Source organism: Pseudoxanthomonas broegbernensis (assembly GCF_014202435.1).
GTDB classification, from domain to species: domain Bacteria; phylum Pseudomonadota; class Gammaproteobacteria; order Xanthomonadales; family Xanthomonadaceae; genus Pseudoxanthomonas; species Pseudoxanthomonas broegbernensis.
The window spans coordinates 185,968-212,040 of record NZ_JACHGU010000002.1; the positions used below are offsets into that span (position 1 = coordinate 185,968).

Genomic DNA, 26,073 nt, shown 5'->3' on the forward strand with positions numbered 1-26,073 from the left:
ACCCGTCATCCGGGCCACCGGTTCCAAGACAACCCCGATATCGAGAAGAAGCAGCCATGTCCAAGGGTAAGTTCGAGCGCACCAAGCCCCACGTGAACGTGGGCACGATCGGTCACGTGGACCACGGCAAGACGACGCTGACGGCGGCGCTGACGAAGGTGGGAGCGGAGCGTTTTGGCGGCGAGTTCCGAGCCTACGACGCGATCGACAAGGCGCCGGAAGAGAAGGCGCGCGGGATCACGATTTCGACCTCGCACGTGGAATACGAGTCGCCGACGCGCCATTACGCGCACGTGGACTGCCCGGGCCACGCCGACTACGTGAAGAACATGATCACCGGTGCGGCGCAGATGGACGGCGCGATCCTGGTGTGCTCGGCCGCGGACGGCCCGATGCCGCAGACGCGCGAGCACATTTTGCTGGCGCGGCAGGTGGGCGTGCCGTACATCGTGGTGTTCCTGAACAAGGCGGACATGGTGGACGACGCCGAGCTGCTGGAGCTGGTGGAGATGGAAGTCCGCGAGCTGCTGAGCAAGTACGAGTTTCCGGGCGACGACACGCCGATCATCAAGGGATCGGCGCTGAAGGCGCTGGAAGGGGACCAGTCGGAGATCGGCGTGCCGGCGATCCTGCAGTTGGTTGACGCGCTGGACAGCTACATTCCCACGCCCGAGCGCGACGTGGACAAGGCGTTCCTGATGCCGGTGGAGGACGTGTTCTCGATTTCGGGCCGTGGCACGGTGGTGACCGGGCGCATTGAGCGCGGGATCATCAAGGTGGGCGAGGAAGTGGAGATCGTGGGCATCCGTCCGACGGTCAAGACGACGGTGACGGGCGTGGAGATGTTCCGCAAGCTGCTGGACCAGGGGCAGGCGGGCGACAATGCGGGCCTGCTGCTGCGCGGCACCAAGCGCGACGAGGTGGAGCGCGGGCAGGTGCTGGCCAAGCCGGGCTCGATCACCCCGCACACGGACTTCGAGGCGGAGGTGTACGTGCTGTCGAAGGACGAGGGTGGCCGGCACACGCCGTTCTTCAAGGGCTATCGTCCGCAGTTCTACTTCCGGACCACGGACATCACCGGTGCGGTGACGCTGCCGGAGGGCGTGGAGATGGTGATGCCGGGCGACAACGTGAAGATGGTGGTGTCGCTGATCAACCCGGTGGCGATGGACGAGGGCCTGCGCTTCGCGATCCGCGAGGGCGGCCGCACCGTCGGCGCCGGCGTCGTGGCCAAGATCCTGAAGTGACGATCTGACCCGGGTGGGCGCAAGCCCACCCGGCTTTGTCGGGCCGTCGTCCCCGCGAGGCGCTTTTCAACGGTCCACTGGGCCGGCCGCCCGGGGATTCAACGGCTTGACGAGGCGACAAAGGCGGGCCGGAACCACGGTCCGCCTTCGCCGTCTAAAGGGAAGCCAAGGTTCACGCGTACGCCAGTAGCTCAATTGGCAGAGCAGCGGTCTCCAAAACCGCAGGTTGGGGGTTCGAGTCCCTCCTGGCGTGCCACTTCCCGACTAGCCCCGCAGGGCCGGCCCAGCGGGCCGTAACGGTAACGAGAGCGACAGCGAACTTGAACAGCAAGATCGATCCGGCCCAATCTGCCGCCAGCGGCGGCGAAATCGTCAAGTACACGCTCGCCGCACTGTTGGTGCTCGGCGGCCTGTTCGTCTGGTTCTGGTTTTCCTCGCCCGAACATGCCGCCCGGCTCGGCGAGTGGTCCACCCCGCTGCGCGGGCTGGCCGTGGTGGCCGGTCTGGCTGCCGGCCTGATGGTGTTCCTGACCAGTGTCCGGGGACACGACCTGCGCGAATTCGTGGCCGAGTCCCGCTTCGAGCTGCGCAAGGTGGTGTGGCCGACGCGCCAGGAGACCACCCGCATGACCTGGGTCGTGATCGCCGTAGTGGTGCTTTTGAGCCTGATACTGGCCGGCTTCGATTTCGTCGTGAAGTGGGCGATCGAGCTGTTCCTGAATCTGGGCCGCTGAGGAGAGTGTCGCAGTGAAGCGTTGGTATGTGGTTCACGCCTATTCCGGTTTCGAGAAGAGCGTCGCCCAGGCGCTGCGCGACCGCATCGTCCGCAACGGCATGGAAGATCGCTTCGGCGACGTGCTGGTCCCGACCGAGGAAGTGGTGGAGATGCGCTCCGGGCAGAAGCGCCGGTCCGAGCGCAAGTTCTTCCCCGGCTACGTGCTGGTCCAGATCGAGACCCACGAAGAAGCGGGCATCCCGCGCATCGACAGCGAAAGCTGGCACCTGGTGAAGGAAACCTCCAAGGTCATGGGCTTCATCGGCGGCACCGCCGACCGTCCCCTGCCGATCCACGACGACGAGGCCGACGCGATCCTGCAGCGCGTGCAGGAGGGTGTGGAGAAGCCGCGGCCGAAGGTGCTGTTCGAGCCCGGGCAGATGGTCCGCGTCGTCGATGGCCCGTTCAACGACTTCAATGGCGTGGTCGAGGAAGTCAACTACGAGAAGAGCCGTCTGCGCGTGGCGGTGCTGATCTTCGGCCGGTCCACGCCGGTGGAGCTGGAGTTCGGCCAGGTCGAGAAGGCCTGACCGGGCGGGCCCTGTGGGGCTGCCAAAACCCTGCTACAATGCCCGGCTTCCCGCCCGGAAGCTACCGGGTACCCGCATCGGCCGCCGACCTGGCGGCCTTTTGCACGGTCGGGTTTCAGTATGGACGCGGTGCCGGGACGCGTGATTTTCCCGGAACGATGGGGAGCCCGCCATGCGGGCGCTAGCACCCGGAGAGCATTGAAATGGCAAAGAAAGTCGTCGGTTACATCAAGCTGCAGGTGAAGGCCGGGCAGGCCAATCCCTCGCCGCCGGTGGGCCCTGCGCTGGGTCAGCGCGGCCTGAATATCATGGAATTCTGCAAGGCGTTCAACGCCGCCACGCAGAAGCTGGAGCCGGGCCTGCCGATTCCGGTGGTCATCACCGCCTATTCGGACCGCACCTTCACCTTCATCACCAAGACGCCGCCGGCGACCATCCTGCTGAAGAAAGCGGCGGGGATCACGTCCGGCTCCAAGCGCCCGAACACCGAAAAGGTGGGCAAGGTCACCCGCCAGCAGCTCGAGGAAATCGCCAAGGCGAAGGAACCCGATCTGACCGCGGCCGACCTGGAAGCGGCGATACGTACCATCGCGGGCTCCGCCCGGGCGATGGGTCTGTCGGTGGAGGGCTGAGAACATGGCACTGAACAAGCGGCAAAAGGCAATCAAGTCGGCCGTGGAGCCGGGCAAGGCGTATCCGATCGATGACGCCCTGAAGATCATCAAGGGCTTCACCAAGGCCAAGTTCGTCGAGGCCGTCGACGTGGCCGTGCGCCTGGGCGTGGACGCCAAGAAGTCCGACCAGCAGGTCCGCGGCTCCACCGTGCTGCCGGCCGGTACCGGCAAGAGCGTGCGCGTGGCCGTGTTCGCCCCGGCCGGTGCCAAGGCCGACGAGGCGCTGGCCGCCGGTGCCGAGGCCGTGGGCATGGACGACCTGGCCGAGAAGATGCAGGCCGGCGACCTGAACTACGACGTGGTCATCGCCACCCCGGACGCCATGCGCGTGGTTGGCAAGCTCGGCACCCTGCTCGGCCCGCGCGGGCTGATGCCCAACCCGAAGGTCGGCACCGTGTCGCCGAACCCGGCCGAGGCGGTGAAGAACGCCAAGTCGGGCCAGGTCCGCTACCGCACCGACAAGGCCGGCATCATCCACGCCACCATCGGCAAGGCCGATTTCGGCGACGACGCCCTGAAGTCGAACCTGCAGGCGCTGTTGCTGGACCTGATCAAGGCCAAGCCGGCGACATCCAAGGGCCAGTACCTGCAGAAGATCTCGCTCAGCTCGACCATGGGCCCGGGCGTGATCGTCGACCAGGCATCGCTGACCCTGAAGTGACGAAGCAGTAATGCCGTTGCCCCAGGCTATCGCCAAAGGCAGCGGCGAATTTTGAGGGCAGTCGCCGGTTCTTCCGGCGACAGCCGTCAAAGACCGCAGGTGCGGTCGGCGCACATCGACGACGGGCAGGGAGGCTCGCACTGGCAGGGAATCGCCGTCGATGCAGCGGGACAGCTTAATCGAGGGCCGTCGAGGCCCGGAGCCTGCGTAGATGGTGCCGCCTTCTGGAAGTTTTCCGGCATGCCCGATTGTTCGGGCATGCGGATCAGAAAGGCCAGCACCGGGATGCCGAGGCATCCCCGGCGCGCACGGAAGGGCGCCGCCCTGGACCGCAAGCGGCAGGAGCCGCGAGCGGAGTTCATACGGAGGAGTGTTATGGCTCTCAATCTGTCCCAGAAGAAGGAAGTCGTCGCCGAAATGGCCGACGTCGCCGCCAAGGCGCACTCCCTGATCGCCGCCGAGTACGCAGGCACCACGGTCGAGCAGATGACCGCGATGCGCAAGAAGGCCCGTGAAAATGGCGTGTTCCTGAAGGTCGTCAAGAACACGCTGGCCGCGCGCGCCGTCGAAGGTACCGAATACGAGTGCGCCAAGGATGCGCTCGTCGGGCCGCTGCTGTATGCGTTCTCGACCGAGGAGCCCGGCGCCGCCGGCCGCCTGATCAAGGAGTTCTCCAAGACCAACGACAAGCTGCAGCCGAAGGTGGTCGCCGTGGGCGGCCAACTGTACCCGGCGAGCCACGTCGAGGTCCTGGCGTCGCTGCCGACCCTCGAGCAGGCCCTGGCCATGCTGGCCCGCGTCCTGGCCGAGCCGGTCACCATGTTCGCCCGCGCGGTCAAGGCCGTCGGCGAGCAGCAGGGTGGCGGCGAGTCCGCGCCGGCCGAGGAGGCCCAGGCCGAGACGGCCTGAGTCGCATCGACGATTTCCTGAATCCCTTTCCAGAAAACATTTCAGAAGGTAATCACAATGTCCCTTTCCAACGAGCAGATCGTCGAAGCCATCGCCGGCAAGACCCTGATGGAAGTGATGGAGCTGGTCAAGGCCATCGAAGATAAGTTCGGCGTTTCCGCCGCCGCCCCGATCGCCGTGGCCGCCGGCCCGGCCGCCGCCGGCCCGGCCGCCGAGGAGCAGACCGAGTTCACCGTCGTGCTGAAGGCCACCGGCGAGAAGAAGGTCGAGGTCATCAAGGCCGTCCGCGCCATCACCGGCCTGGGCCTGAAGGAAGCCAAGGACCTGGTCGAAGGCGCGCCGAAGGACGTCAAGGAGGGCGTGTCCAAGGAAGACGCCGAGAAGTTCAAGAAGGACCTTGAGGCCGCCGGCGCCACCGTCGAGCTCAAGTAAGCGGCATCTTGCGTCGCCGGCATACCCGGGCGATGCACGAAGGCTGGGGGCGAAAGCCCCCGGCCTTTGGTCGTTCCGGAGCCTTGGGTTCCGCGGCGGCCTGAAACGACCGGGGAAACCCGGAGCGACACGGCAAAACCCAGTTTCCAGTACGGAGCTGGTAGTCGGAAGTAGCGATAGATGGCGTGCTGGTGCCGGCAATACCAGCGACTACCGACTGACAGCTTCATGTTCCCCGCAGGCCACGCACATGCGGCCCGCACTGCCAAAGGTGGTAGACCCATGACGTCCTATTCGTTCACCGAAAAGAAGCGCATCCGCAAGGACTTCGGCAAGCAGCGCTCGATCCTGGAAGTGCCCTTCCTGCTGGCCATCCAGGTCGATTCGTACCGTGATTTCCTGCAGGCCGAGACCGATCCGGCCAAGCGCCGCGAGCAGGGCCTGCATGCCGCCTTGAAGTCGGTGTTCCCGATTTCCAGCTACAGCGGCAACGCCGCGCTGGAGTACGTGGGCTACAAGCTCGGCGAGCCGGTGTTCGACGAGCGCGAGTGCCGCAACCGCGGCCTGTCCTACGGCGCCCCGCTGCGGGTGACCGTGCGCCTGGTGATCTACGACCGCGAGTCCTCGACCAAGGCGATCAAGTACGTCAAGGAGCAGGAGGTCTATCTCGGCGAGATCCCGCTGATGACCGAGCACGGTACCTTCATCGTGAACGGTACCGAGCGCGTCATCGTCTCGCAGTTGCACCGCAGCCCGGGCGTGTTCTTCGACCACGACCGCGGCAAGACCCACAGCTCGGGCAAGCTGCTGTACAGCGCCCGCATCATCCCCTACCGCGGCTCCTGGCTGGACTTCGAGTTCGACCCGAAGGACGCGCTGTACACCCGCATCGACCGCCGCCGCAAGCTGCCGGTGACGATCCTGCTGCGCGCGCTGGGCTACAACAACGAAGAAATGCTGCGCGCGTTCTTCGAGATCAACACCTTCCACATCGACCCGAACGAGGGCGTGCAGCTGGAGCTGGTGCCCGAGCGCCTGCGCGGCGAGACCCTGGGCTTCGACCTGGCCGACGGCGAGAAGGTGATCGTCGAGGCGGGCAAGCGCATCACCGCGCGCCACGTGCGCCAGTTGGAGCAGTCGGGCATCACCGCCCTGGCGGTGCCGGACGAGTACCTGCTCGGCCGCATCCTGGCCCACGACGTGGTCGACGCCAACACCGGCGAGCTGCTGGCTTCGGCCAACGACGAGGTCAACGACGAGCAACTGGCCGCCTTCCGCAAGGCCGGTGTGGCGGCCGTCGGCACGCTCTGGGTCAACGACCTGGACCGCGGACCGTACCTGTCCAACACCCTGCGCATCGACCCCAGCCGCACCCAGCTCGAAGCACTGGTCGAGATCTACCGGATGATGCGTCCGGGCGAGCCGCCGACCAAGGAAGCGGCGCAGAACCTGTTCCACAACCTGTTCTTCACCTTCGAGCGCTACGACCTGTCGGGCGTGGGCCGGATGAAGTTCAACCGCCGCGTCGGCCGCAAGGAAGTGCTCGGTTCGTCGGTGCTGTTCGACTCCAAGTACTTCGGCGAGCGCAACGATGAGGATTCCAAGAAGCTGGTCGCCGCCCAGGGCGAGACCTCGGACATCCTCGACGTGCTGCGCGTGCTGACCGAGATCCGCAACGGCCGCGGCACGGTGGACGACATCGACCACCTGGGCAACCGTCGCGTGCGTTCGGTCGGCGAAATGGCCGAGAACGTGTTCCGCGTGGGCCTGGTCCGCGTCGAGCGCGCGGTCAAGGAGCGTCTGTCGATGGCGGAGTCCGAAGGCTTGACCCCGCAGGAGCTGATCAACGCCAAGCCCGTCGCCGCCGCGATCAAGGAATTCTTCGGTTCCTCGCAACTGTCGCAGTTCATGGACCAGAACAACCCGCTGTCGGAAGTCACCCACAAGCGCCGCGTCTCGGCGCTGGGTCCGGGCGGCCTGACCCGCGAACGCGCCGGCTTCGAGGTGCGCGACGTGCATCCGACCCACTACGGCCGCGTCTGCACCATCGAGACGCCCGAAGGCCCGAACATCGGCCTGATCAACTCGCTGGCGGTGTTCGCCCGCACCAACCAGTACGGCTTCCTGGAGACGCCGTACCGCAAGGTGGTGGACGGCCGCATCACCGACGAGGTCGACTACCTGTCGGCGATCGAGGAGAACGAGTACGTCATCGCCCAGGTCAACGCCGCCCACGACGGCAAGGGCAAGCTGACCGAGGCGTTCGTGCCGTGCCGCTACCAGGGCGAGTCGCTGCTCAAGCCGGCCAGTGAGATCCACTACATGGACGTCTCGCCGATGCAGACCGTGTCGGTGGCGGCCGCGCTGGTCCCGTTCCTCGAGCACGACGACGCCAACCGCGCGCTGATGGGCGCCAACATGCAGCGCCAGGCGGTGCCGACCCTTCGCGCGGAGAAGCCGCTGGTGGGCACGGGCATCGAGCGTGCCGTGGCCCGCGACTCGGGCGTGACCGTGAACGCTCGCCGCGGCGGGGTGATCGAGCAGGTCGACGCCGGCCGCATCGTGGTCAAGACCAACGAGGCCGAGATCTCCGGCGAACACGACGCCGGCGTGGACATCTACACGCTGACCAAGTACACCCGCTCCAACCAGAACACCTGCATCAACCAGCGTCCGCTGGTGCACGTGGGCGACCGCGTGGCGCGCGGCGACGTACTGGCCGACGGCCCCTCGACCGACATCGGCGAGCTGGCCCTGGGCCAGAACATGCTGATCGCGTTCATGCCGTGGAACGGCTACAACTTCGAGGACTCGATCCTGCTGTCCGAGCGGGTGGTCCAGGAGGACCGCTACACCACGATCCACATCGAGGAGCTGACCTGCGCGGCGCGCGACACCAAGCTGGGCCCGGAAGAGATCACCGCCGACATCCCGAACGTGTCCGAGCAGGCCCTGGGCCGCCTGGACGAGTCGGGCGTGGTCTACATCGGCGCCGAAGTGCGCGCCGGCGATATCCTGGTGGGCAAGGTGACGCCGAAGGGCGAAAGCCAGCTCACCCCGGAAGAGAAGCTGCTGCGCGCGATCTTCGGCGAGAAGGCGTCCGACGTTAAGGACAGCTCGCTGCGCGTGCCGCCGGGCATGGACGGCACCGTCATCGACGTGCAGGTCTTCACCCGCGACGGCATCGAGAAAGACAAGCGCGCCAAGCAGATCGAGGAAAGCGAGATCAAGCGCGTCAAGAAGGACTTCGACGACCAGTTCCGCATCCTGGAAGCGGCGATCTACGCGCGCCTGCGCTCGCAGATCGTGGGCAAGGTCGCCAACGGCGGCCCGGGCCTGAAGAAGGGCGACACCCTGACCGACGCCTACCTGGATGGCCTGAAGAAGGCCGACTGGTTCGTGCTGCGGATGAAGGACGAGGACGCCTCGGAGGCCATCGAGCGCGCGCAGAAGCAGATCGCCGCGCACGAGAAGGAGTTCGAGCGCCGCTTCGCCGACAAGCGCGGCAAGATCACCCAGGGCGACGACCTCGCCCCGGGCGTGCTGAAGATGGTCAAGGTGTTCCTGGCGGTGAAGCGCCGCATCCAGCCGGGCGACAAGATGGCCGGCCGGCACGGCAACAAGGGCGTGGTCTCGAACGTGGTTCCGGTCGAGGACATGCCGTACATGGCCAGCGGCGAGTCGGTGGACATCGTGCTCAACCCGCTGGGCGTGCCTTCGCGCATGAACATCGGCCAGATCCTGGAAGTGCACCTGGGCTGGGCGGCCAAGGGCCTCGGCCGCAAGATCCAGCGGATGCTGGAGGCGCAGGCCGCGGTGACCGAATTGCGCAAGTTCCTGGAGGACATCTACAACCACGACCGCACCGTGGTCGGCGAGCGCGTGGACCTGGGCCAGTTCACCGACGAGGAACTGCTGGGCATGGCCCACAACCTGACCGGTGGCGTGCCGATGGCCACCCCGGTGTTCGACGGCGCGACCGAGGCCGAGATCAAGCGCATGCTGGAACTGGCCGAGCTGCCGAGCAGCGGCCAGACCGTGCTGCACGACGGCCGCACCGGCGAGGCGTTCGAGCGCCCGGTCACCGTGGGCTACATGCACTACCTGAAGCTGAACCACCTGGTCGACGACAAGATGCACGCCCGTTCGACCGGCCCGTACTCGCTCGTCACCCAGCAGCCGCTGGGCGGCAAGGCGCAGTTCGGCGGCCAGCGCTTCGGCGAGATGGAAGTCTGGGCGCTGGAAGCCTACGGCGCGGCCTACACGCTGCAGGAAATGCTGACGGTGAAGTCCGACGATGTGCAGGGCCGCAACCAGATGTACAAGAACATCGTCGATGGCAACCACGAGATGGTCGCCGGCATGCCGGAATCCTTCAACGTCCTGGTGAAGGAAATCCGCTCGCTGGCCATCAACATGGAGTTGGAGGACGAGTAAGGCGCTGGCGCGGCGTGCACGTGCATGCCGCGCCCCTTCCCGAACCGCCCATCGACTGCCTTCACTCCTGACGGAGACAAGAAATGAAAGACCTGCTCAACCTCTTCAACCAGCAGCGCCAGACGCTGGACTTCGACGCGATCAAGATCGCGCTGGCATCGCCGGACCTGATCCGCTCGTGGTCCTTCGGCGAGGTGAAGAAGCCGGAGACGATCAACTACCGCACCTTCAAGCCCGAGCGCGACGGCCTGTTCTGCGCCGCGATCTTCGGTCCCACGAAGGACTACGAGTGCCTGTGCGGCAAGTACAAGCGCATGAAGCACCGGGGCGTGGTGTGCGAGAAGTGCGGCACCGAGGTCACCCTGGCCAAGGTGCGGCGCGAGCGCATGGGCCACATCGACCTGGCCAGCCCGGTCGCCCACATCTGGTTCCTCAAGTCGCTGCCGTCGCGCATCGGCCTGATGCTGGACATGACCCTGCGCGACATCGAGCGGATTCTGTACTTCGAGGCCTACGTGGTCACCGAGCCGGGTCTGACCCCGCTCGAGCGCCGCCAGTTGCTCAACGAGGAGCAGTACCTGACCGCGCGCCAGGAGCACGGTGACGACTTCGACGCCGCCATGGGCGCCGAGGCGATCTACGAACTGCTGCGCACGATCGACCTGCAGGCCGAGATGGCCCGCCTGCGCGAGGAGATCGCCGCCACCGGGTCGGAGACCAAGCTCAAGCGCCTGACCAAGCGGATCAAGCTGGTCGAGGCCTTCATCGAGTCTGGCAACCGTCCGGAGTGGATGGTCATGACCGTGCTGCCGGTGCTGCCGCCGGACCTGCGCCCACTGGTGCCGCTGGACGGCGGCCGCTTCGCGACCTCCGATCTGAACGACCTGTACCGCCGGGTCATCAACCGCAACAACCGCCTGCGTCGCCTGCTGGAGCTCAACGCGCCCGACATCATCGTGCGCAACGAGAAGCGCATGCTGCAGGAGTCGGTTGACGCCCTGATGGACAACGGCCGCCGCGGCCGCGCCATCACCGGCACCAACAAGCGCCCGCTCAAGTCGCTGGCCGACATGATCAAGGGCAAGCAGGGCCGGTTCCGCCAGAACCTGCTGGGCAAGCGCGTGGACTACTCGGGCCGCTCGGTGATTGTCGTGGGCCCGTACCTGCGCCTGCACCAGTGCGGCCTGCCGAAGAAGATGGCGCTGGAGCTGTTCAAGCCGTTCGTGTTCGCCAAGCTGCAGCGCCGCGGCCTGGCCACCACGATCAAGGCCGCCAAGAAGCTGGTCGAGCGCGAAGAGGCAGAGGTGTGGGACATCCTCGAAGAGGTGATCCGCGAGCATCCGGTGCTGCTGAACCGTGCCCCGACCCTGCACCGCCTGGGCATCCAGGCGTTCGAGCCGGTGCTGATCGAGGGCAAGGCCATCCAGTTGCACCCGCTGGTCTGCACCGCGTTCAACGCCGACTTCGACGGCGACCAGATGGCCGTGCACGTCCCGCTGTCGCTCGAGGCGCAGCTGGAAGCGCGCGCGCTGATGATGTCGACCAACAACATCCTCTCGCCGGCCAACGGCGAGCCGATCATCGTGCCGTCGCAGGACGTCGTGCTCGGCCTGTACTACATGACCCGCGCCCTGGAGAACAAGAAGGGCGAGGGTATGGCGTTCGCCAACGTGGCCGAGGTCAAGCGCGCGTACGACAACCGCGTGGTCGAACTGCACGCCAAGGTCAAGGTCCGGATCGCCGAGACGGCGACCGACGAGGACGGCAACAAGGAGAAGAGGGCCTCGATCGTGGACACCACGGTCGGCCGCGCGCTGCTGGCCGAGATCCTGCCGGAGGGCCTGCCGTTCGCGCTGGCCAACACCGAGCTGACCAAGAAGAACATCAGCCGCCTGATCAACTCCTGCTACCGCCAGCTCGGCCTGAAGGACACGGTCGTGTTCGCCGACCAGCTGATGTACACCGGCTTCGCCTTCGCCACCCGCGCCGGCGTGTCGATCGGCATCGACGACATGCTGATCCCGCCGGAGAAGAAGGGCATCCTGACCGAGGCCGAGGCCGAGGTGCTGGAGATCCAGGAGCAGTACCAGAGCGGCCTGGTCACCGCCGGCGAGCGCTACAACAAGGTGGTCGACATCTGGTCGCGCACCAACGAGCGCATCGCCAAGGCGATGATGGACACCATCGGCACCGACAGGGTGGTCAACGCCAAGGGCGAGGAGATCGCCCAGAAGTCGATGAACTCGCTGTACATCATGGCCGACTCCGGCGCCCGCGGCTCGCAGGCGCAGATCCGCCAGTTGGCCGGCATGCGCGGCCTGATGGCCCGCCCGGACGGCTCGATCATCGAGACGCCCATCAAGGCGAACTTCCGCGAAGGCCTGAACGTGCAGGAGTACTTCAACTCCACCCACGGCGCGCGCAAGGGCCTGGCCGACACCGCGCTGAAAACGGCGAACTCCGGCTACCTGACCCGCCGCCTGGTCGACGTGGCCCAGGACGTGGTGATCACCGAGAACGACTGCGGCACCGTCCATGGCCTGACCATGACTCCCATCGTGGAAGGCGGCGACGTGGTCGAGCCGTTGCGCGACCGTGTGCTGGGCCGCGTGGTGGCCGAGGACGTGTTCCTGCCGGGCAACGACGAGGATCCCATCGTCACCCGCAACACCCTGCTCGACGAGGTCTGGGTGCAGAAGCTGGAAGAGGCCGGCGTCCAGACGATCAAGGTGCGCTCCACCATCACCTGCGAATCGGCCTTCGGCGTGTGCTCGCATTGCTACGGCCGCGACCTGGCCCGTGGCCACCTGGTCAACATCGGCGAGTCGGTCGGCGTCATCGCCGCGCAGTCGATCGGCGAGCCGGGCACCCAGTTGACCATGCGTACCTTCCACATTGGCGGCGCGGCCTCGCGTGCGGCGGCGGTGGACAACATCACGGTCAAGACCACCGGCTCGGTGAAGTTCACCAACCTCAAGTCGGTCGACCACGCCGCCGGCCACCTGGTCGCGGTGTCGCGTTCGGGCGAAATCTCCGTGCTCGACCCGCACGGCCGCGAGCGCGAGCGCTACAAGCTGCCGTACGGCGCGACCATCACCGTCAAGGACGGCGCCGAGGTCAAGGCCGGCCAGTCGGTCGCCCACTGGGATCCCCATAACCACCCGATCGTCTCGGAAGTGGCCGGTTTCGTCCGCTTCGTGGACTTCATCGACGGCGTCACCGTCATCGAGAAGACCGACGAGCTGACCGGCCTGGCCTCGCGCGAGATCACCGATCCCAAGCGACGCGGTACCCAGGGCAAGGACCTGCGTCCGCTGGTCCGCATCGTCGACAAGGACGGCAAGGACCTGAGCATCCCGGGCACCGACCTGCCGGCGCAGTACCTGTTGCCGCCGCGCTCGCTGGTCAACCTGCAGGACGGCGTGCCGGTGGGCGTGGGCGACGTGGTCGCCAAGATCCCGCAGGAGGCCTCCAAGACCCGCGACATCACCGGCGGCCTGCCGCGCGTGGCCGATCTGTTCGAGGCGCGCAAGCCGAAGGACCCGGCGATCCTGGCCGAGCGCTCGGGCGTGGTCAGCTTCGGCAAGGACACCAAGGGCAAGCAGCGCCTGATCATCCGCGACGGCGAGGGCGGCGAGCACGAGGAGCTGATCCCGAAGTACCGCCAGATCATCGTGTTCGAGGGCGAGCACGTGACCAAGGGCGAGACCGTGGTGGACGGCGAGCCGAGCCCGCAGGACATCCTGCGCCTGCTCGGCATCGAGCCGCTGGCCGCCTACCTGGTCAAGGAGATCCAGGACGTGTACCGCCTGCAGGGCGTGAAGATCAACGACAAGCACATCGAGGTCATCACCCGGCAGATGCTGCGCAAGGTCGAGATCGCCGACCAGGGCGACTCCAAGTTCCTCAATGGCGAGCAGGTCGAGCGCCAGCGCATCATCGAGGAGAACGCCCGCCTGGCGTCCCGCAACGAAATCCTGGCCAAGTTCGAGCCTGTGCTGCTGGGCATCACCAAGGCCTCGCTGGCGACCGAGTCGTTCATCTCGGCGGCTTCCTTCCAGGAAACCACCCGCGTGCTGACCGAGGCGGCCGTGCGCGGCACCCGCGACAGCCTGCGGGGCCTGAAGGAGAACGTGATCGTCGGCCGCCTGATCCCGGCCGGCACCGGCCTGGCCTACCACAGCCAGCGCCGCCGCACCGCTTCCGGTCTCACCGAGTCGGAGATGCAGACCCTGGCCGGTCCGGCCGAGCCGGCGGCGGCACCGGAAGCCGCTACCGCGGCCGCGGCCCAGGACGACGCTGCCGAGTGACGCAGTAGGGGCCTGGGCAGCCTGCCCAGGCGATCGGCGCGGCAAGGAAGCCGCCACCGGCACCGAGGGGCACTCCCCTCGGGCGGTCCCGGGGCCGATGTCCGGCGATGAGGGCGGTTGACGCAGTTTTCAGCCGCCCGCTATACTTTCCTGTCTCGGCAGGCCGTCCTTCGGCCTGCCGTCGTTTTCACGTACAGGCCCCGGCGGCAACGCGGGCCCCCAAGCAGAAGAACCTTACAGATGGCGACGATCAACCAACTGGTCCGCAAATCGCGGCAGGCGGCGACCTACATGAGTGCCTCGCCGGCGCTCGAGAAGTGCCCGCAGCGCCGCGGTGTGTGCACGCGCGTGTACACCACCACCCCCAAGAAGCCGAACTCGGCCCTGCGCAAGGTCGCCAAGGTGCGGCTGACCAACGGCTACGAGGTGATCTCGTACATCGGCGGCGAAGGCCACAACCTGCAGGAGCACTCGGTCGTGCTGATCCGCGGCGGCCGCGTCAAGGACCTGCCCGGCGTGCGCTACCACACCGTCCGCGGTTCGCTGGACGCCGCCGGCGTGACTAAGCGCCGTCAGGCGCGTTCCAAGTACGGCGCCAAGCGCCCGAAGAGCTAATCGAGGAAGCCCGACATGTCCCGTAAAGGTTCCACCCCCCAGCGTGCCGTCCTTCCCGATCCGAAGCACGGGAGCGAGACCATCGCCCGCTTCATCAACATGGTGATGAAGAGCGGCAAGAAGTCGATCGCCGAGAACATCGTGTACGACGCGATGGACGTCATCGGCGAGAAGAACGCCAGCGCCATCGAAGTGGTGCAGAAGGCGCTGGACAACGTGTCCCCGGCGGTCGAGGTCAAGTCCCGCCGCGTCGGCGGCGCGACCTACCAGGTGCCGGTCGAGGTGCGCGCGTCCCGCCGCCTGGCTTTGGCCATGCGCTGGGTGATCGACTCGGCCCGCAAGCGCGGCGAGAGCTCGATGGCCCGCAAGCTGGCCGGCGAGCTGCTCGATGCATCGGAGAGCCGCGGTGCGGCCATCAAGAAGCGCGAAGAGACGCACCGCATGGCCGAGGCCAACCGGGCCTTCGCACACTATCGCTGGTAATCGGCCGGGCCCCCATGGGCCCGCCTGACCAGCCCGGGCGTCGCGCACATCGCGCGCCCCCGCATCGCGGAAGCTGGCGCCGTGCGCCGCTCCGCCATCCATAAAGCCAAAAGCAAACGAGAGGCTCCCCGTGGCCCGCACTACTCCCATCGAGCGTTACCGCAACTTCGGCATCATGGCCCACATCGATGCCGGCAAGACCACCACGTCCGAGCGCATCCTGTTCTACACCGGCAAGAGCCACAAGCTCGGCGAGGTGCACGACGGTGCCGCCACCATGGACTGGATGGAGCAGGAGCAGGAGCGTGGCATCACGATCCAGTCCGCCGCCACGACCGCGTTCTGGAAGGGCATGGACAAGTCCCTGCCGGAGCACCGCTTCAACATCATCGATACCCCCGGACACGTCGACTTCACCATCGAGGTCGAGCGTTCGCTGCGCGTGCTCGACGGCGCGGTATTCGTGCTGTGCGCCGTCGGCGGCGTGCAACCGCAGTCGGAAACCGTGTGGCGCCAGGCCAACAAGTACCACGTGCCGCGCATCGCGTTCGTCAATAAGATGGACCGTACCGGCGCCAACTTCTACAAGGTCCGCGACCAGTTGAAGTCCCGCTTGGGCGCCGTGCCGGTGCCGATGCAGGTGCCGATCGGCGCCGAGGACGGCTTCGAGGGCGTGGTCGACCTGATCAAGATGAAGGCGATCCATTGGGATTCCGCCTCCCAGGGCCTGAGCTTCGAGTACCGCGAGATCCCCGCCGAGCTGCAGGCCAAAGCCGCGGAAGAGCGCGCGTTCATGGTCGAATCGGCCGCCGAGGCCAGCGAAGAGCTGATGAACAAGTACTTGGAGGGGGGCGACCTCACCGAGGCGGAGATCGTCGCGGGCCTGCGTATCCGTACCCTGGCCACCGAAATCGTGCCGATGTTCTGCGGCACCGCGTTCAAGAACAAGGGCGTGCAGGCCATGCTCGACGGCGTGATCAACCTGCTGCCGTCGCCGGTGGACGTGCCCGCGGTCAAGGGCCTGGACGTCGACGACGAAACCAAGGAGCTGATCCGCGAATCCAGCGACAAGGCCCCGTTCTCGGCGCTGGCGTTCAAGATCATGACCGACCCGTTCGTCGGTTCGCTGACGTTCTTCCGCGTGTATTCGGGCAAGCTCAATGCCGGCGACCAGGTGCTGAATTCGGTCAAGGGCAAGAAGGAGCGCATCGGCCGCCTGCTGCAGATGCATTCCAACAACCGTGACGAGATCAAGGAAGTGCTGGCCGGCGACATCGCCGCGGCGGTGGGTCTGAAGGACGTCACCACGGGCGACACCCTGTGCTCGCAGGACGACCCGATCGTGCTGGAGCGCATGGTGTTCCCCGAGCCGGTGATCTCCATGGCGGTCGAGCCGAAGACCAAGTCCGACCAGGAGAAAATGGGCACCGCCCTGGGCCGGTTGGCTCAGGAGGACCCGTCGTTCCGGGTGAAGACCGACGAGGAGTCCGGGCAGACCATCATCTCGGGCATGGGCGAGCTGCACCTGGACATCATCGTCGACCGCATGAAGCGCGAGTTCAACGTCGAGGCCAACGTTGGCAAGCCGCAGGTCGCCTACCGCGAGACGATTCGCGCCAGCGACGTGAAGTCGGACTACAAGCATGCCAAGCAGTCGGGCGGCAAGGGCCAGTACGGCCACGTCGTGATCGAGCTGTCGCCGCTGACCGCCGAGGACCGCGAGAAGTACGCCGCCGACATCAAGAACGATTTCCTGTTCGTCAACGAGATCACCGGCGGCGTGATCCCGAAGGAGTTCATCCCTTCGGTCGAAAAGGGCATGCGCGAGACCATCACCAGCGGCCCGCTGGCCGGCTTCCCTGTGGTGGGCGTGAAGGCCAAGCTGGTCTTCGGTTCCTACCATGACGTCGACTCCTCGGAAATGGCGTTCAAGCTGGCCGCGTCCATGGCGTTCAAGCAGGGCTTCGCCAAGGCCAGGCCGGTGCTGCTGGAGCCGATCATGAAGGTCGAGATCGTCAGCCCGGAGGACTACCTGGGCGACGTGATGGGCGACGTGAGCCGCCGCCGCGGCGTGCTGCAGGGCCAGGACGACAGCCCGTCGGGCAAGATCATCAACGCGATGATCCCGCTGGGCGAGATGTTCGGTTATGCGACCTCGCTGCGCTCGATGAGCCAGGGCCGCGCGACGTTCTCGATGGAGTTCGATCACTACGAGGAAGCGCCGACCAACATCGCCGAGACGGTGATCAAGAAGGCGTGATTCGTGCGCCCGTCCACGGGCGCGAAGAAGATCAAGAAGCGGCCATGCGTGGTCGCACTTTCCAAGAAAAGCAAACTCCAAGTTCAAGAGGCATCAGACAATGTCCAAGGGTAAGTTCGAGCGCACCAAGCCCCACGTGAACGTGGGCACGATCGGTCACGTGGACCACGGCAAGACGACGCTGACGGCGGCGCTGACGAAGGTGGGAGCGGAGCGTTTTGGCGGCGAGTTCCGAGCCTACGACGCGATCGACAAGGCGCCGGAAGAGAAGGCGCGCGGGATCACGATTTCGACCTCGCACGTGGAATACGAGTCGCCGACGCGCCATTACGCGCACGTGGACTGCCCGGGCCACGCCGACTACGTGAAGAACATGATCACCGGTGCGGCGCAGATGGACGGCGCGATCCTGGTGTGCTCGGCCGCGGACGGCCCGATGCCGCAGACGCGCGAGCACATTTTGCTGGCGCGGCAGGTGGGCGTGCCGTACATCGTGGTGTTCCTGAACAAGGCGGACATGGTGGACGACGCCGAGCTGCTGGAGCTGGTGGAGATGGAAGTCCGCGAGCTGCTGAGCAAGTACGAGTTTCCGGGCGACGACACGCCGATCATCAAGGGATCGGCGCTGAAGGCGCTGGAAGGGGACCAGTCGGAGATCGGCGTGCCGGCGATCCTGCAGTTGGTTGACGCGCTGGACAGCTACATTCCCACGCCCGAGCGCGACGTGGACAAGGCGTTCCTGATGCCGGTGGAGGACGTGTTCTCGATTTCGGGCCGTGGCACGGTGGTGACCGGGCGCATTGAGCGCGGGATCATCAAGGTGGGCGAGGAAGTGGAGATCGTGGGCATCCGTCCGACGGTCAAGACGACGGTGACGGGCGTGGAGATGTTCCGCAAGCTGCTGGACCAGGGGCAGGCGGGCGACAATGCGGGCCTGCTGCTGCGCGGCACCAAGCGCGACGAGGTGGAGCGCGGGCAGGTGCTGGCCAAGCCGGGCTCGATCACCCCGCACACGGACTTCGAGGCGGAGGTGTACGTGCTGTCGAAGGACGAGGGTGGCCGGCACACGCCGTTCTTCAAGGGCTATCGTCCGCAGTTCTACTTCCGGACCACGGACATCACCGGTGCGGTGACGCTGCCGGAGGGCGTGGAGATGGTGATGCCGGGCGACAACGTGAAGATGGTGGTGTCGCTGATCAACCCGGTGGCGATGGACGAGGGCCTGCGCTTCGCGATCCGCGAGGGCGGCCGCACCGTCGGCGCCGGCGTCGTGGCCAAGATCCTGAAGTAATTCACTGCTTTGCCGGTCCCCGTCCGCCTGGGCGGGCGGGGGCTCAACGCGAAAAGAGGCATAGGACGTGTCTCGTGTTCGCCGGACAGGGAAGGTTCGCGTGACGAATGCGCGGAAACGGCCGAATGGCTGTTGACCGCGCTGTTTACGCGTTCTATACTTTTCCGTCTGGGCAGGCCGGCTAGCTGGTCTGCCCACGCTTTTGGGGCCGCGCGCCGGCCCCGCCTGCCGGCCGGTACGGCACCAGGCAGATCAATGGACCATCCGGGGCAGGCATCCCAGAGGCCGCGCCCGTCGCTCTTTATAACGAAGGAACTCCGTCATGGCGGACCAAAAGATCCGGATTCGGCTCAAGGCGTTCGATCATCGTCTGATCGACCGTTCGGCCAGCGAGATCGTCGAGACGGCGAAGAGGACCGGCGCGCAGGTGCGTGGCCCGATCCCGCTGCCGACCAAGATCGAGCGCTACACCATTCTCGTTTCCCCGCATGCCGACAAGGATGCGCGCGACCAGTACGAGACCCGCACGCACAAGCGCGTGCTCGACATCGTCGACCCCAACGACAAGACCGTGGACGCGCTGATGAAGCTCGAGCTCGCGGCTGGCGTCGACGTCCAGATCAAGCTCGCCTGAGGACTGCCGACATGACGAAGAAGTATTCGTTGGGTCTGGTCGGCCGCAAGGCCGGCATGAGCCGGGTGTTCACCGAGGATGGCCGTTCCATCCCGGTGACCCTGATCGAGGCCACCCCGAACCGCATCACCCAGATCAAGACCGCCGAGGTCGATGGCTATAGCGCCGTCCAGGTCGCCGCAGGCACCCGCCGCGCCGCGCTGGTCAACAAGCCGCTGGCCGGGCATTACGCCAAGGCCAAGGTCGAAGCCGGCCGCGGCCTGTGGGAGTTCCGCGTCGCCGACGAGAAAATCGGTGATTTCGCCGTCGGTGGCGAGATCAAGGCCGACATCTTCGAGGTCGGCCAGATCGTGGACGTCCAGGGCGTGACCAAGGGCAAGGGTTTCCAAGGCACGATCAAGCGCCACAACTTCACCATGGGCGACGCCACCCACGGCAACTCGCTGTCGCATCGCTCGCCGGGTTCGATCGGCCAGCGGCAGACGCCGGGCCGCGTGTTCCCGGGCAAGAAGATGTCCGGCCACATGGGCGCCGAGGTGCAGAGCACGCAGAACCTGGAAGTGGTTCGCGTCGATGCCGAGCGCGGCCTGATCGCCGTTCGCGGCGCCGTCCCGGGTGCTCCGGGTGGCGATGTGATCGTGCGACCGGCGAGCAAGGCGTAAGGAGAAGCACGATGGAACTCACCATTACGGGTAGCGCCAACAAGTTGTCGGTTTCCGATGAAGTGTTCGGCCGCGAATTCAGCGAAGACCTGGTCCACCAGGTCGTGGTCGCATTCCGCAACGCCGGCCGCGCCGGCACCAAGGCGCAGAAGACCCGGTCCGAGGTCAGCGGCACCACCAAGAAGTCGAAGAAGCAGAAGGGCGGCGGCGCACGTCATGGCGCCCTGACCGCTCCGATCTTCGTCGGCGGCGGCGTGACCTTCGCGGCCAAGCCGCGCAGCTTCGCGCAGAAGGTCAACCGCAAGCAGTACCGCGCCGCGATCAGCTCGATCCTGTCCGAGCTCAACCGCCAGGGCCGGCTGAAGGTCGTCGATGCGTTCGAGGTCGATTCGGCCAAGACCAAGGGCCTGGTCGAGAAGCTGGCCGGTTTCGAGCTGGGCAAGCGTCCGCTGATCGTCACCGAGGAGGCCTCGGAGAACCTGTTCCTGTCCGCCCGCAACCTGCCGTACGTGCAGGTCCGCGACGTGCAGGGCCTGGATCCGGTGGCCCTGGTCGGCGCCGATTCCGTGCTGATCACCGCCGATGCGGTCAAGAAGGTCGAGGAGTGGCTGGCATGAGCACCAACGAGAATGTTTTCAGCGTGCTGCGCGCGCCGCGTGTGTCGGAAAAGACCGCGCGCCTGCAGGAGCTCAGCAACCAGTACGTGTTCGAGGTTTCGAACGACGCCACCAAGGCCGACGTCAAGGCCGCCGTGGAGAAGCTGTTCGACGTGAAGGTCGAGTCGGTCAACGTCGTCAACGTGAAGGGCAAGAACAAGTCCTTCCGCTTCCGTGCCGGCCGCCGCGGCGACTGGCGTAAGGCGTACGTGCGCCTGGCCGACGGCCAGAGCATCGACGTGTCCGCCAAGGCCTGAGGGTGATCCCATGCCATTGATGAAGTTCAAGCCCACTTCCGCCGGCCGCCGTTCCGCGGTTCGCGTGGTCACGCCCGACCTGCACAAGGGCGCACCACACGCCCCGCTGGTCGAGAAGCAGAGCAAGTCCGGCGGCCGCAACCACCACGGCCGCATCACCACCCGCCACGTCGGCGGCGGTCACAAGCAGCATTACCGCCTGATCGACTTCAAGCGCAACAAGGAAGGCATCGTCGCGCGCGTGGAGCGGATCGAATACGATCCCAACCGCACCGCGCACATCGCCCTGCTGTGCTACGCCGACGGCGAGCGCCGCTACATCATCGCGCCGAAGGGCCTGAAGGCCGGCGACCAGGTGATCGCCGGTTCCGATGCGCCGATCAAGGCCGGCAATACCCTGCCGCTGCGCAACATCCCGGTCGGCACCACCGTGCACTGCATCGAGCTCAAGCCGGGCAAGGGCGCGCAGATCGCGCGGGCCGCCGGTGCCGCGGTGCAACTGGTCGCCCGCGAACAGGGCTATGCGACCCTGCGCCTGCGTTCCGGCGAGATGCGCAAGATCCCGAGCGAGTGCCGCGCCACCATCGGCGAGGTCGGCAACGACGAGCACAGCCTGCAGAAGCTGGGCAAGGCCGGCGCCAGCCGCTGGCGCGGCATCAAGCCGACCGTCCGCGGCGCGGCCATGAACCCGGTCGATCACCCGCACGGCGGCGGCGAAGCCAAGGCCGGCCAGGGCAACCCGCACCCGGTCACCCCGTGGGGCGTGCCGACCAAGGGCTACAAGACGCGCAAGAACAAGCGCACCCAGCAATTCATCGTTCGTGATCGTAGGGGCTAATCGACCATGCCACGTTCCCTCAAGAAAGGCCCGTTCGTCGATCACCACCTCATCAAGAAGGTGGAAGCCGCCGGCGGCAGCAAGCGCCCGATCAAGACCTGGTCGCGCCGCTCCATGATCCTGCCGGAGATGGTGGGATTCACCATCGCCGTGCACAACGGCAAGAACCATATTCCGGTGCTCGTCAACGAGAACATGGTCGGCCACAAGCTCGGCGAGTTCGCCATCACCCGGACCTTCAAGGGTCACGGCGGCGACAAGAAGTCGAAGTAAGGAGAGATGACCATGGAAGCGAAAGCCATCCTGCGCACCGTGCGCATCTCCCCGCAGAAGGCACGCCTGGTCGCCGACCAGGTGCGCGGCCTGCCGGCCGAGCGCGCCGTCAACCTGTTGAAGTTCTCGGACAAGAAGGCCGCCCACCTGATCAAGAAGGTGGTCGAGTCGGCCATCGCCAACGCCGAGAACAACCAAGGCGCCGACGTCGATGCACTGAAGGTCAAGGCCATCATGGTCGACGAGGGTCCGACCCTGAAGCGTTTCATGGCGCGAGCGAAGGGCCGCGGCACCCGCATCCTCAAGCGGACCAGCCACATCACCGTCGTCGTGGGAGAGGGCAAGTAATATGGGTCACAAAGTTCATCCCACCGGTATCCGCCTGGGCATCGCCAAGGACTGGAACTCCAAGTGGTACGCGGGCAAGGGCGAGTACGCCCAGTACCTGGCGGCCGACCTCAAGGTCCGCGAGATGCTGCGCAAGAAGCTGGCCCAGGCCGGCATCAGCAAGATCCTGATCGAGCGTCCGGCCAAGACCGCGCGCGTGACCATCCACACCGCCCGCCCGGGCGTGGTGATCGGCAAGCGCGGCGAGGACATCGAGAAGCTGCGCAAGGAAGTCAGCGCGATGATGGGCGTCCCGGCGCACATCAACGTGACCGAGGTCCGCAAGCCCGAGCTGGACGCGCAATTGGTGGCCGAGTCGATCGCCCAGCAGTTGGAGCGCCGCATCATGTTCCGCCGCGCGATGAAGCGCGCCGTCGGCAACGCGGTGCGCCTGGGCGCACTGGGCATCAAGGTCAACGTCGCCGGCCGCCTGAACGGCGCCGAGATCGCCCGTTCGGAGTGGTACCGCGAAGGCCGCGTGCCGCTGCACACCCTGCGCGCGGACATCGACTACGGGTTTGCCGAGGCTCACACCACCTATGGCGTGATCGGCATCAAGGTATGGGTCTACAAGGGCGAGATCTTCGACTTCGCCCAGGTCGGACAGGAGAAGCAGGAAGAAGCCAGCAGCCCCCGCGGCGAGCGTGAGCGTCCCTCCCGTCCCGCACGTGAAGCGAGGTAACGGCGATGTTGCAACCCAAGCGAACCAAGTACCGCAAGCAGCACAAGGGCCGTAACGAGGGCCTGAGCTGGAGTGCCAATGCCGTTTCCTTCGGCGAGTACGGCCTGAAGGCCACCGCGCACGGCCGCCTGACCGCGCGCCAGATCGAGGCGGCCCGCCGCACGATCAGCCGCTACGTCAAGCGCGGCGGCAAGATGTGGATCCGAGTCTTCCCGGACAAGCCGATCACCCAGAAGCCGATCGAGGTCCGCATGGGCTCGGGCAAGGGTGGCGTGGAGTACTGGGTGGCCCAGATCCAGCCCGGCCGCATGATCTATGAAATCGAGGGCGTGCCGGAGGAGATGGCGCGCGAAGCGTTCCGCCTGGCGGCGGCCAAGCTCTCGGTCACCACCACCTTCGTGACCCGCACGGTGCGCTAATGGCTACGATCAACGAACTCCGTGAAAAGTCGGCCGACGACCTCAAGGCCCACCTGCTGGACCTGCGCAAGGAGCAATTCTCCCTGCGCATGCAGCGGGCGACCGGTCAGTTGACGAAGACCCACGAAACCCGCCGGGTGCGTCGCGAGATCGCGCGCGTGAAGACCCTGCTCGGCAGCAACAAGTAAGGGATCGCAGCGATGAGCGAGAACAACAACAAGCCGCTGCGCACGGTCGAAGGCCGCGTGATCAGCAACAAGATGGACAAGACGGTCACCATCCTGGTCGAGCGCCAGGTCAAGCACGCCCTGTACGGCAAATACATCAGGCGCTCGACCAAGCTCCACGCCCACGATGCGGACAACAGTTGCAACGAGGGCGATGTGGTGCGCGTGACCGAGATCGCACCGTTGTCCAAGACCAAGAACTGGCGCGTGGTGGAAGTCGTCACCCGCGCGGCCGAATAAGGGAGATCTGAATCATGATCCAGATGCAGAGCTACCTCGACGCCGCCGACAACTCCGGCGCCAAGGAACTGATGTGCATCAAGGTGCTGGGCGGCTCCAAGCGCCGCTATGCGGGCATCGGCGACATCATCAAGGTGACCGTCAAGGACGCGATCCCGCGCGGCAAGGTCAAGAAGGGCGAGGTTTACGACGCCGTCGTGGTCCGTACCCGCAAGGGCGTGCGCCGCGCCGACGGCTCGCTGATCCGCTTCGACGGCAACGCCGCGGTCCTGCTCAACAACAAGCAGGAGCCGATCGGTACCCGTATCTTCGGACCGGTGACCCGTGAGCTGCGTTCCGAGAAGTTCATGAAGATCGTTTCGCTCGCGCCTGAAGTGCTCTGAGCGGAGGAAGGCAGACATGGCAAACCGTATCAAGAAGGGCGACCACGTGGTCGTCACCGTCGGCAAGGACAAGGGCAAGCAGGGCGAGGTGGTGCGCGTGGACGGCGACCGTGTGGTCGTGTCCAACGTCAACCTGGTCAAGCGGCACACCAAGCCGAATCCGCAGGCGGGCATCGCCGGCGGCGTGGTCGAGCGCGAAGCCTCGATCCACATTTCCAACGTGATGCCGTTCAACCCGGCCACCGGCAAGGGCGAGCGCATCGGATACAAGGTCCTGGAGGATGGACGCAAACTGCGTGTGTTCCGCTCCAGTGGTGAGGCGCTCGACGCCTGAGGAATGAAGCAATGACCACGCGGCTCGAAAAGATCTACAAGGAACAGGTTGTGCCGGCTCTCATGGAGAAGTTCGGCTACACCAATCCGATGCAAGTGCCCAAGCTCGTCAAGATCACGCTGAACATGGGCGTGGGCGAGGCGGCGGCCAACAAGAAGGTGCTGGAAAACGCGGTCGCCGACATGACCAAGATCTCCGGCCAGAAGCCAGTGACCACCAAGGCCCGCGTCTCGGTGGCGTCGTTCAAGATCCGCGACGGTTGGCCGATCGGTTGCAAGGTCACCTTGCGTCGCGCCCAGATGTTCGAGTTCCTGGATCGCCTGATCAGCGTCTCGCTGCCGCGCGTGCGCGACTTCCGCGGCGTGTCCGGCCGCTCGTTCGACGGCCGCGGCAACTTCAACATGGGCGTGAAGGAGCAGATCATCTTCCCGGAGATCGACTTCGACGCGATCGATGCGACCCGTGGCATGGATATCGCCATCACCACCAGTGCCAAGACCGACGCCGAAGCCAAGGCGCTGCTCGAAGCGTTCAAGTTCCCGTTCCGCAATTAAGGGTTAGAGAAATGGCAAAGACCTCGATGGTCAACCGCGATGCGAAGCGGGCAAAGCTGGCGAAGAAGTACGCGGCCAAGCGCGAGGCCCTGAAGAAGGTCGTCTCCAGCCATACCGCGTCGTACGAGGAGAAGATCGAGGCGGCGACCAAGCTGGCCAAGCTGCCGCGCGATTCTTCGCCGAGCCGCCAGCGCAACCGCTGCGAACTGTCCGGCCGTCCGCGTGGCGTGTATCGCAAGTTCGGCCTGGGCCGCAACAAGCTGCGCGAGGCCACCATGCGCGGCGACGTGCCGGGCCTGCGCAAGGCCAGTTGGTAACAGCCCGCCGGGGGCGCGCACTGCCCCTGCCGGATGCGTCGATGGATGACCGGCCGGACGGCCGTTTATCTGCTATGATTTCGCGCTTTCCCGCCCGGTACGGCGCGCGGCAAGGGCCCCGGCCCCTTCCGGGACAATCCAGATTTCGCGAAAGCGGATATCGGTGCACTCAAGGAACCATTCATGAGCATGACTGATCCCATCGCCGACATGCTGGTCCGCATCAAGAATGCGGCCGCTGTGGGCAAGCCGACGGTGAAGCTGCCGTCTTCCAAGATCAAGGTGGCCATCGCCAACGTCCTGAAGGACGAGGGCTACATCGCCGACCTGCGTGTCGTCCAGGTCGAGAACAACAAGGCCGAGCTGGAAATCGTCCTGAAGTACTTCGAGGGTCGCCCGGTCATCGATCAGCTCAAGCGTGCCTCGCGCTCGGGGCTGCGCCTGTACCGCGGCAAGAGCGACCTGCCGAAGGTCCTTGGTGGCCTCGGCGTGGCCATCATTTCCACCTCCCAGGGCATCATGACCGACAAGCAGGCGCGCAGCGCCGGCGTGGGCGGCGAAGTCCTGTGCTACGTGGCCTAATCGA

Annotated in this window: 29 protein-coding genes and 1 tRNA gene; all 30 read left to right on the forward strand. The window is 66.0% G+C overall.

All coding sequences use genetic code 11. The annotated features are described in order from the left end of the window. Positions 1-56 precede the first annotated feature (56 nt). The 30 genes from tuf (HNR76_RS04340) to rpsH all read left to right on the forward strand — a co-directional run bounded on the left by tuf (HNR76_RS04340) (position 57) and on the right by rpsH (position 26,069). Positions 57-1,247 (forward strand): elongation factor Tu, encoded by a 1,191-nt coding sequence (tuf, locus tag HNR76_RS04340; protein ID WP_162310873.1) that lies wholly within the window; start codon positions 57-59, stop codon positions 1,245-1,247. A gap of 180 nt (positions 1,248-1,427) precedes the next feature. After that, positions 1,428-1,503, forward strand: a tRNA-Trp gene (locus HNR76_RS04345). A 64-nt stretch (positions 1,504-1,567) separates the two neighbouring features. After that, positions 1,568-1,981: a preprotein translocase subunit SecE gene (secE, locus tag HNR76_RS04350; RefSeq protein WP_162310884.1), complete on the forward strand. Its 414-nt coding sequence runs from the start codon at positions 1,568-1,570 to the stop codon at positions 1,979-1,981. A 13-nt stretch (positions 1,982-1,994) separates the two neighbouring features. After that, positions 1,995-2,552, forward strand: coding sequence for a transcription termination/antitermination protein NusG (nusG, locus tag HNR76_RS04355; protein ID WP_162310883.1), 558 nt, complete (start codon positions 1,995-1,997; stop codon positions 2,550-2,552). 203 nt (positions 2,553-2,755) lie between these two features. Further along, on the forward strand, positions 2,756-3,184 hold the full coding sequence (gene rplK, locus HNR76_RS04360) for a 50S ribosomal protein L11 (RefSeq protein ID WP_162310882.1): 429 nt from the start codon (positions 2,756-2,758) through the stop codon (positions 3,182-3,184). A 4-nt stretch (positions 3,185-3,188) separates the two neighbouring features. Next, positions 3,189-3,887 (forward strand): 50S ribosomal protein L1, encoded by a 699-nt coding sequence (gene rplA / locus HNR76_RS04365; protein WP_162310881.1) that lies wholly within the window; start codon positions 3,189-3,191, stop codon positions 3,885-3,887. Positions 3,888-4,262: 375 nt separating this feature from the next. Then, positions 4,263-4,796, forward strand: a complete 534-nt coding sequence (gene rplJ, locus HNR76_RS04370; protein ID WP_162310880.1) for a 50S ribosomal protein L10 — start codon at positions 4,263-4,265, stop codon at positions 4,794-4,796. A gap of 57 nt (positions 4,797-4,853) precedes the next feature. After that, positions 4,854-5,228, forward strand: a complete 375-nt coding sequence (gene rplL, locus HNR76_RS04375) for a 50S ribosomal protein L7/L12 (protein WP_162310879.1) — start codon at positions 4,854-4,856, stop codon at positions 5,226-5,228. Between the two features lie 282 nt (positions 5,229-5,510). After that, complete coding sequence (gene rpoB / locus HNR76_RS04380; protein ID WP_162310878.1) at positions 5,511-9,665, forward strand: DNA-directed RNA polymerase subunit beta; 4,155 nt, start codon at positions 5,511-5,513, stop codon at positions 9,663-9,665. A gap of 83 nt (positions 9,666-9,748) precedes the next feature. Then, positions 9,749-13,975, forward strand: coding sequence for a DNA-directed RNA polymerase subunit beta' (gene rpoC / locus HNR76_RS04385; protein ID WP_162310877.1), 4,227 nt, complete (start codon positions 9,749-9,751; stop codon positions 13,973-13,975). A 240-nt stretch (positions 13,976-14,215) separates the two neighbouring features. Further along, positions 14,216-14,590 (forward strand): 30S ribosomal protein S12, encoded by a 375-nt coding sequence (gene rpsL / locus HNR76_RS04390; RefSeq protein ID WP_162310876.1) that lies wholly within the window; start codon positions 14,216-14,218, stop codon positions 14,588-14,590. A 15-nt stretch (positions 14,591-14,605) separates the two neighbouring features. Continuing rightward, complete coding sequence (rpsG, locus tag HNR76_RS04395) at positions 14,606-15,073, forward strand: 30S ribosomal protein S7 (protein ID WP_162310875.1); 468 nt, start codon at positions 14,606-14,608, stop codon at positions 15,071-15,073. A 130-nt stretch (positions 15,074-15,203) separates the two neighbouring features. Then, on the forward strand, positions 15,204-17,333 hold the full coding sequence (gene fusA / locus HNR76_RS04400) for an elongation factor G (protein WP_162310874.1): 2,130 nt from the start codon (positions 15,204-15,206) through the stop codon (positions 17,331-17,333). A 100-nt stretch (positions 17,334-17,433) separates the two neighbouring features. After that, complete coding sequence (gene tuf / locus HNR76_RS04405; protein WP_162310873.1) at positions 17,434-18,624, forward strand: elongation factor Tu; 1,191 nt, start codon at positions 17,434-17,436, stop codon at positions 18,622-18,624. Positions 18,625-18,946: 322 nt separating this feature from the next. After that, positions 18,947-19,258, forward strand: coding sequence for a 30S ribosomal protein S10 (gene rpsJ, locus HNR76_RS04410; protein ID WP_013535997.1), 312 nt, complete (start codon positions 18,947-18,949; stop codon positions 19,256-19,258). A gap of 11 nt (positions 19,259-19,269) precedes the next feature. Continuing rightward, entirely contained in the window at positions 19,270-19,920 is a 651-nt protein-coding gene (rplC, locus tag HNR76_RS04415; RefSeq protein WP_162311787.1) for a 50S ribosomal protein L3, read from the forward strand. A gap of 11 nt (positions 19,921-19,931) precedes the next feature. After that, on the forward strand, positions 19,932-20,537 hold the full coding sequence (gene rplD / locus HNR76_RS04420) for a 50S ribosomal protein L4 (RefSeq protein WP_162311786.1): 606 nt from the start codon (positions 19,932-19,934) through the stop codon (positions 20,535-20,537). Continuing rightward, positions 20,534-20,833 carry a 50S ribosomal protein L23 gene (gene rplW, locus HNR76_RS04425; protein ID WP_162311785.1) on the forward strand — a complete coding sequence of 100 codons (300 nt, stop codon included), beginning with the start codon at positions 20,534-20,536 and terminating at the stop codon, positions 20,831-20,833. The genes rplD and rplW overlap by 4 nt, the downstream gene beginning before the upstream one ends. Positions 20,834-20,843: 10 nt before the next feature. Next, positions 20,844-21,671, forward strand: coding sequence for a 50S ribosomal protein L2 (rplB, locus tag HNR76_RS04430; RefSeq protein ID WP_162311784.1), 828 nt, complete (start codon positions 20,844-20,846; stop codon positions 21,669-21,671). A gap of 6 nt (positions 21,672-21,677) precedes the next feature. Continuing rightward, entirely contained in the window at positions 21,678-21,944 is a 267-nt protein-coding gene (rpsS, locus tag HNR76_RS04435; RefSeq protein ID WP_162311783.1) for a 30S ribosomal protein S19, read from the forward strand. 12 nt (positions 21,945-21,956) lie between these two features. Continuing rightward, positions 21,957-22,292: a 50S ribosomal protein L22 gene (gene rplV / locus HNR76_RS04440; RefSeq protein ID WP_162311782.1), complete on the forward strand. Its 336-nt coding sequence runs from the start codon at positions 21,957-21,959 to the stop codon at positions 22,290-22,292. A gap of 1 nt (position 22,293) precedes the next feature. Next, positions 22,294-23,013: a 30S ribosomal protein S3 gene (gene rpsC / locus HNR76_RS04445; RefSeq protein ID WP_162311781.1), complete on the forward strand. Its 720-nt coding sequence runs from the start codon at positions 22,294-22,296 to the stop codon at positions 23,011-23,013. Between the two features lie 5 nt (positions 23,014-23,018). Continuing rightward, a complete protein-coding gene (rplP, locus tag HNR76_RS04450) occupies positions 23,019-23,432 on the forward strand; it encodes a 50S ribosomal protein L16 (RefSeq protein WP_162311780.1) in 414 nt (137 codons plus the stop codon). Continuing rightward, the gene (rpmC, locus tag HNR76_RS04455) at positions 23,432-23,620 is read left to right on the forward strand and encodes a 50S ribosomal protein L29 (protein ID WP_162311779.1); all 189 of its coding nucleotides are present in this window, start codon (positions 23,432-23,434) and stop codon (positions 23,618-23,620) included. The genes rplP and rpmC overlap by 1 nt, the downstream gene beginning before the upstream one ends. A 12-nt stretch (positions 23,621-23,632) precedes the next feature. Continuing rightward, a complete protein-coding gene (gene rpsQ / locus HNR76_RS04460) occupies positions 23,633-23,899 on the forward strand; it encodes a 30S ribosomal protein S17 (RefSeq protein ID WP_162311778.1) in 267 nt (88 codons plus the stop codon). 14 nt (positions 23,900-23,913) lie between these two features. Then, the gene (gene rplN / locus HNR76_RS04465; RefSeq protein ID WP_014161372.1) at positions 23,914-24,282 is read left to right on the forward strand and encodes a 50S ribosomal protein L14; all 369 of its coding nucleotides are present in this window, start codon (positions 23,914-23,916) and stop codon (positions 24,280-24,282) included. A gap of 16 nt (positions 24,283-24,298) precedes the next feature. Continuing rightward, positions 24,299-24,616: a 50S ribosomal protein L24 gene (gene rplX / locus HNR76_RS04470; protein ID WP_162311777.1), complete on the forward strand. Its 318-nt coding sequence runs from the start codon at positions 24,299-24,301 to the stop codon at positions 24,614-24,616. An 11-nt stretch (positions 24,617-24,627) separates the two neighbouring features. Then, positions 24,628-25,170, forward strand: coding sequence for a 50S ribosomal protein L5 (rplE, locus tag HNR76_RS04475; RefSeq protein WP_162311776.1), 543 nt, complete (start codon positions 24,628-24,630; stop codon positions 25,168-25,170). A gap of 11 nt (positions 25,171-25,181) precedes the next feature. After that, positions 25,182-25,487 (forward strand): 30S ribosomal protein S14, encoded by a 306-nt coding sequence (rpsN, locus tag HNR76_RS04480; RefSeq protein ID WP_162311775.1) that lies wholly within the window; start codon positions 25,182-25,184, stop codon positions 25,485-25,487. Positions 25,488-25,670: 183 nt separating this feature from the next. Then, positions 25,671-26,069, forward strand: coding sequence for a 30S ribosomal protein S8 (gene rpsH / locus HNR76_RS04485; protein WP_162311774.1), 399 nt, complete (start codon positions 25,671-25,673; stop codon positions 26,067-26,069). Positions 26,070-26,073 lie beyond the last annotated feature (4 nt).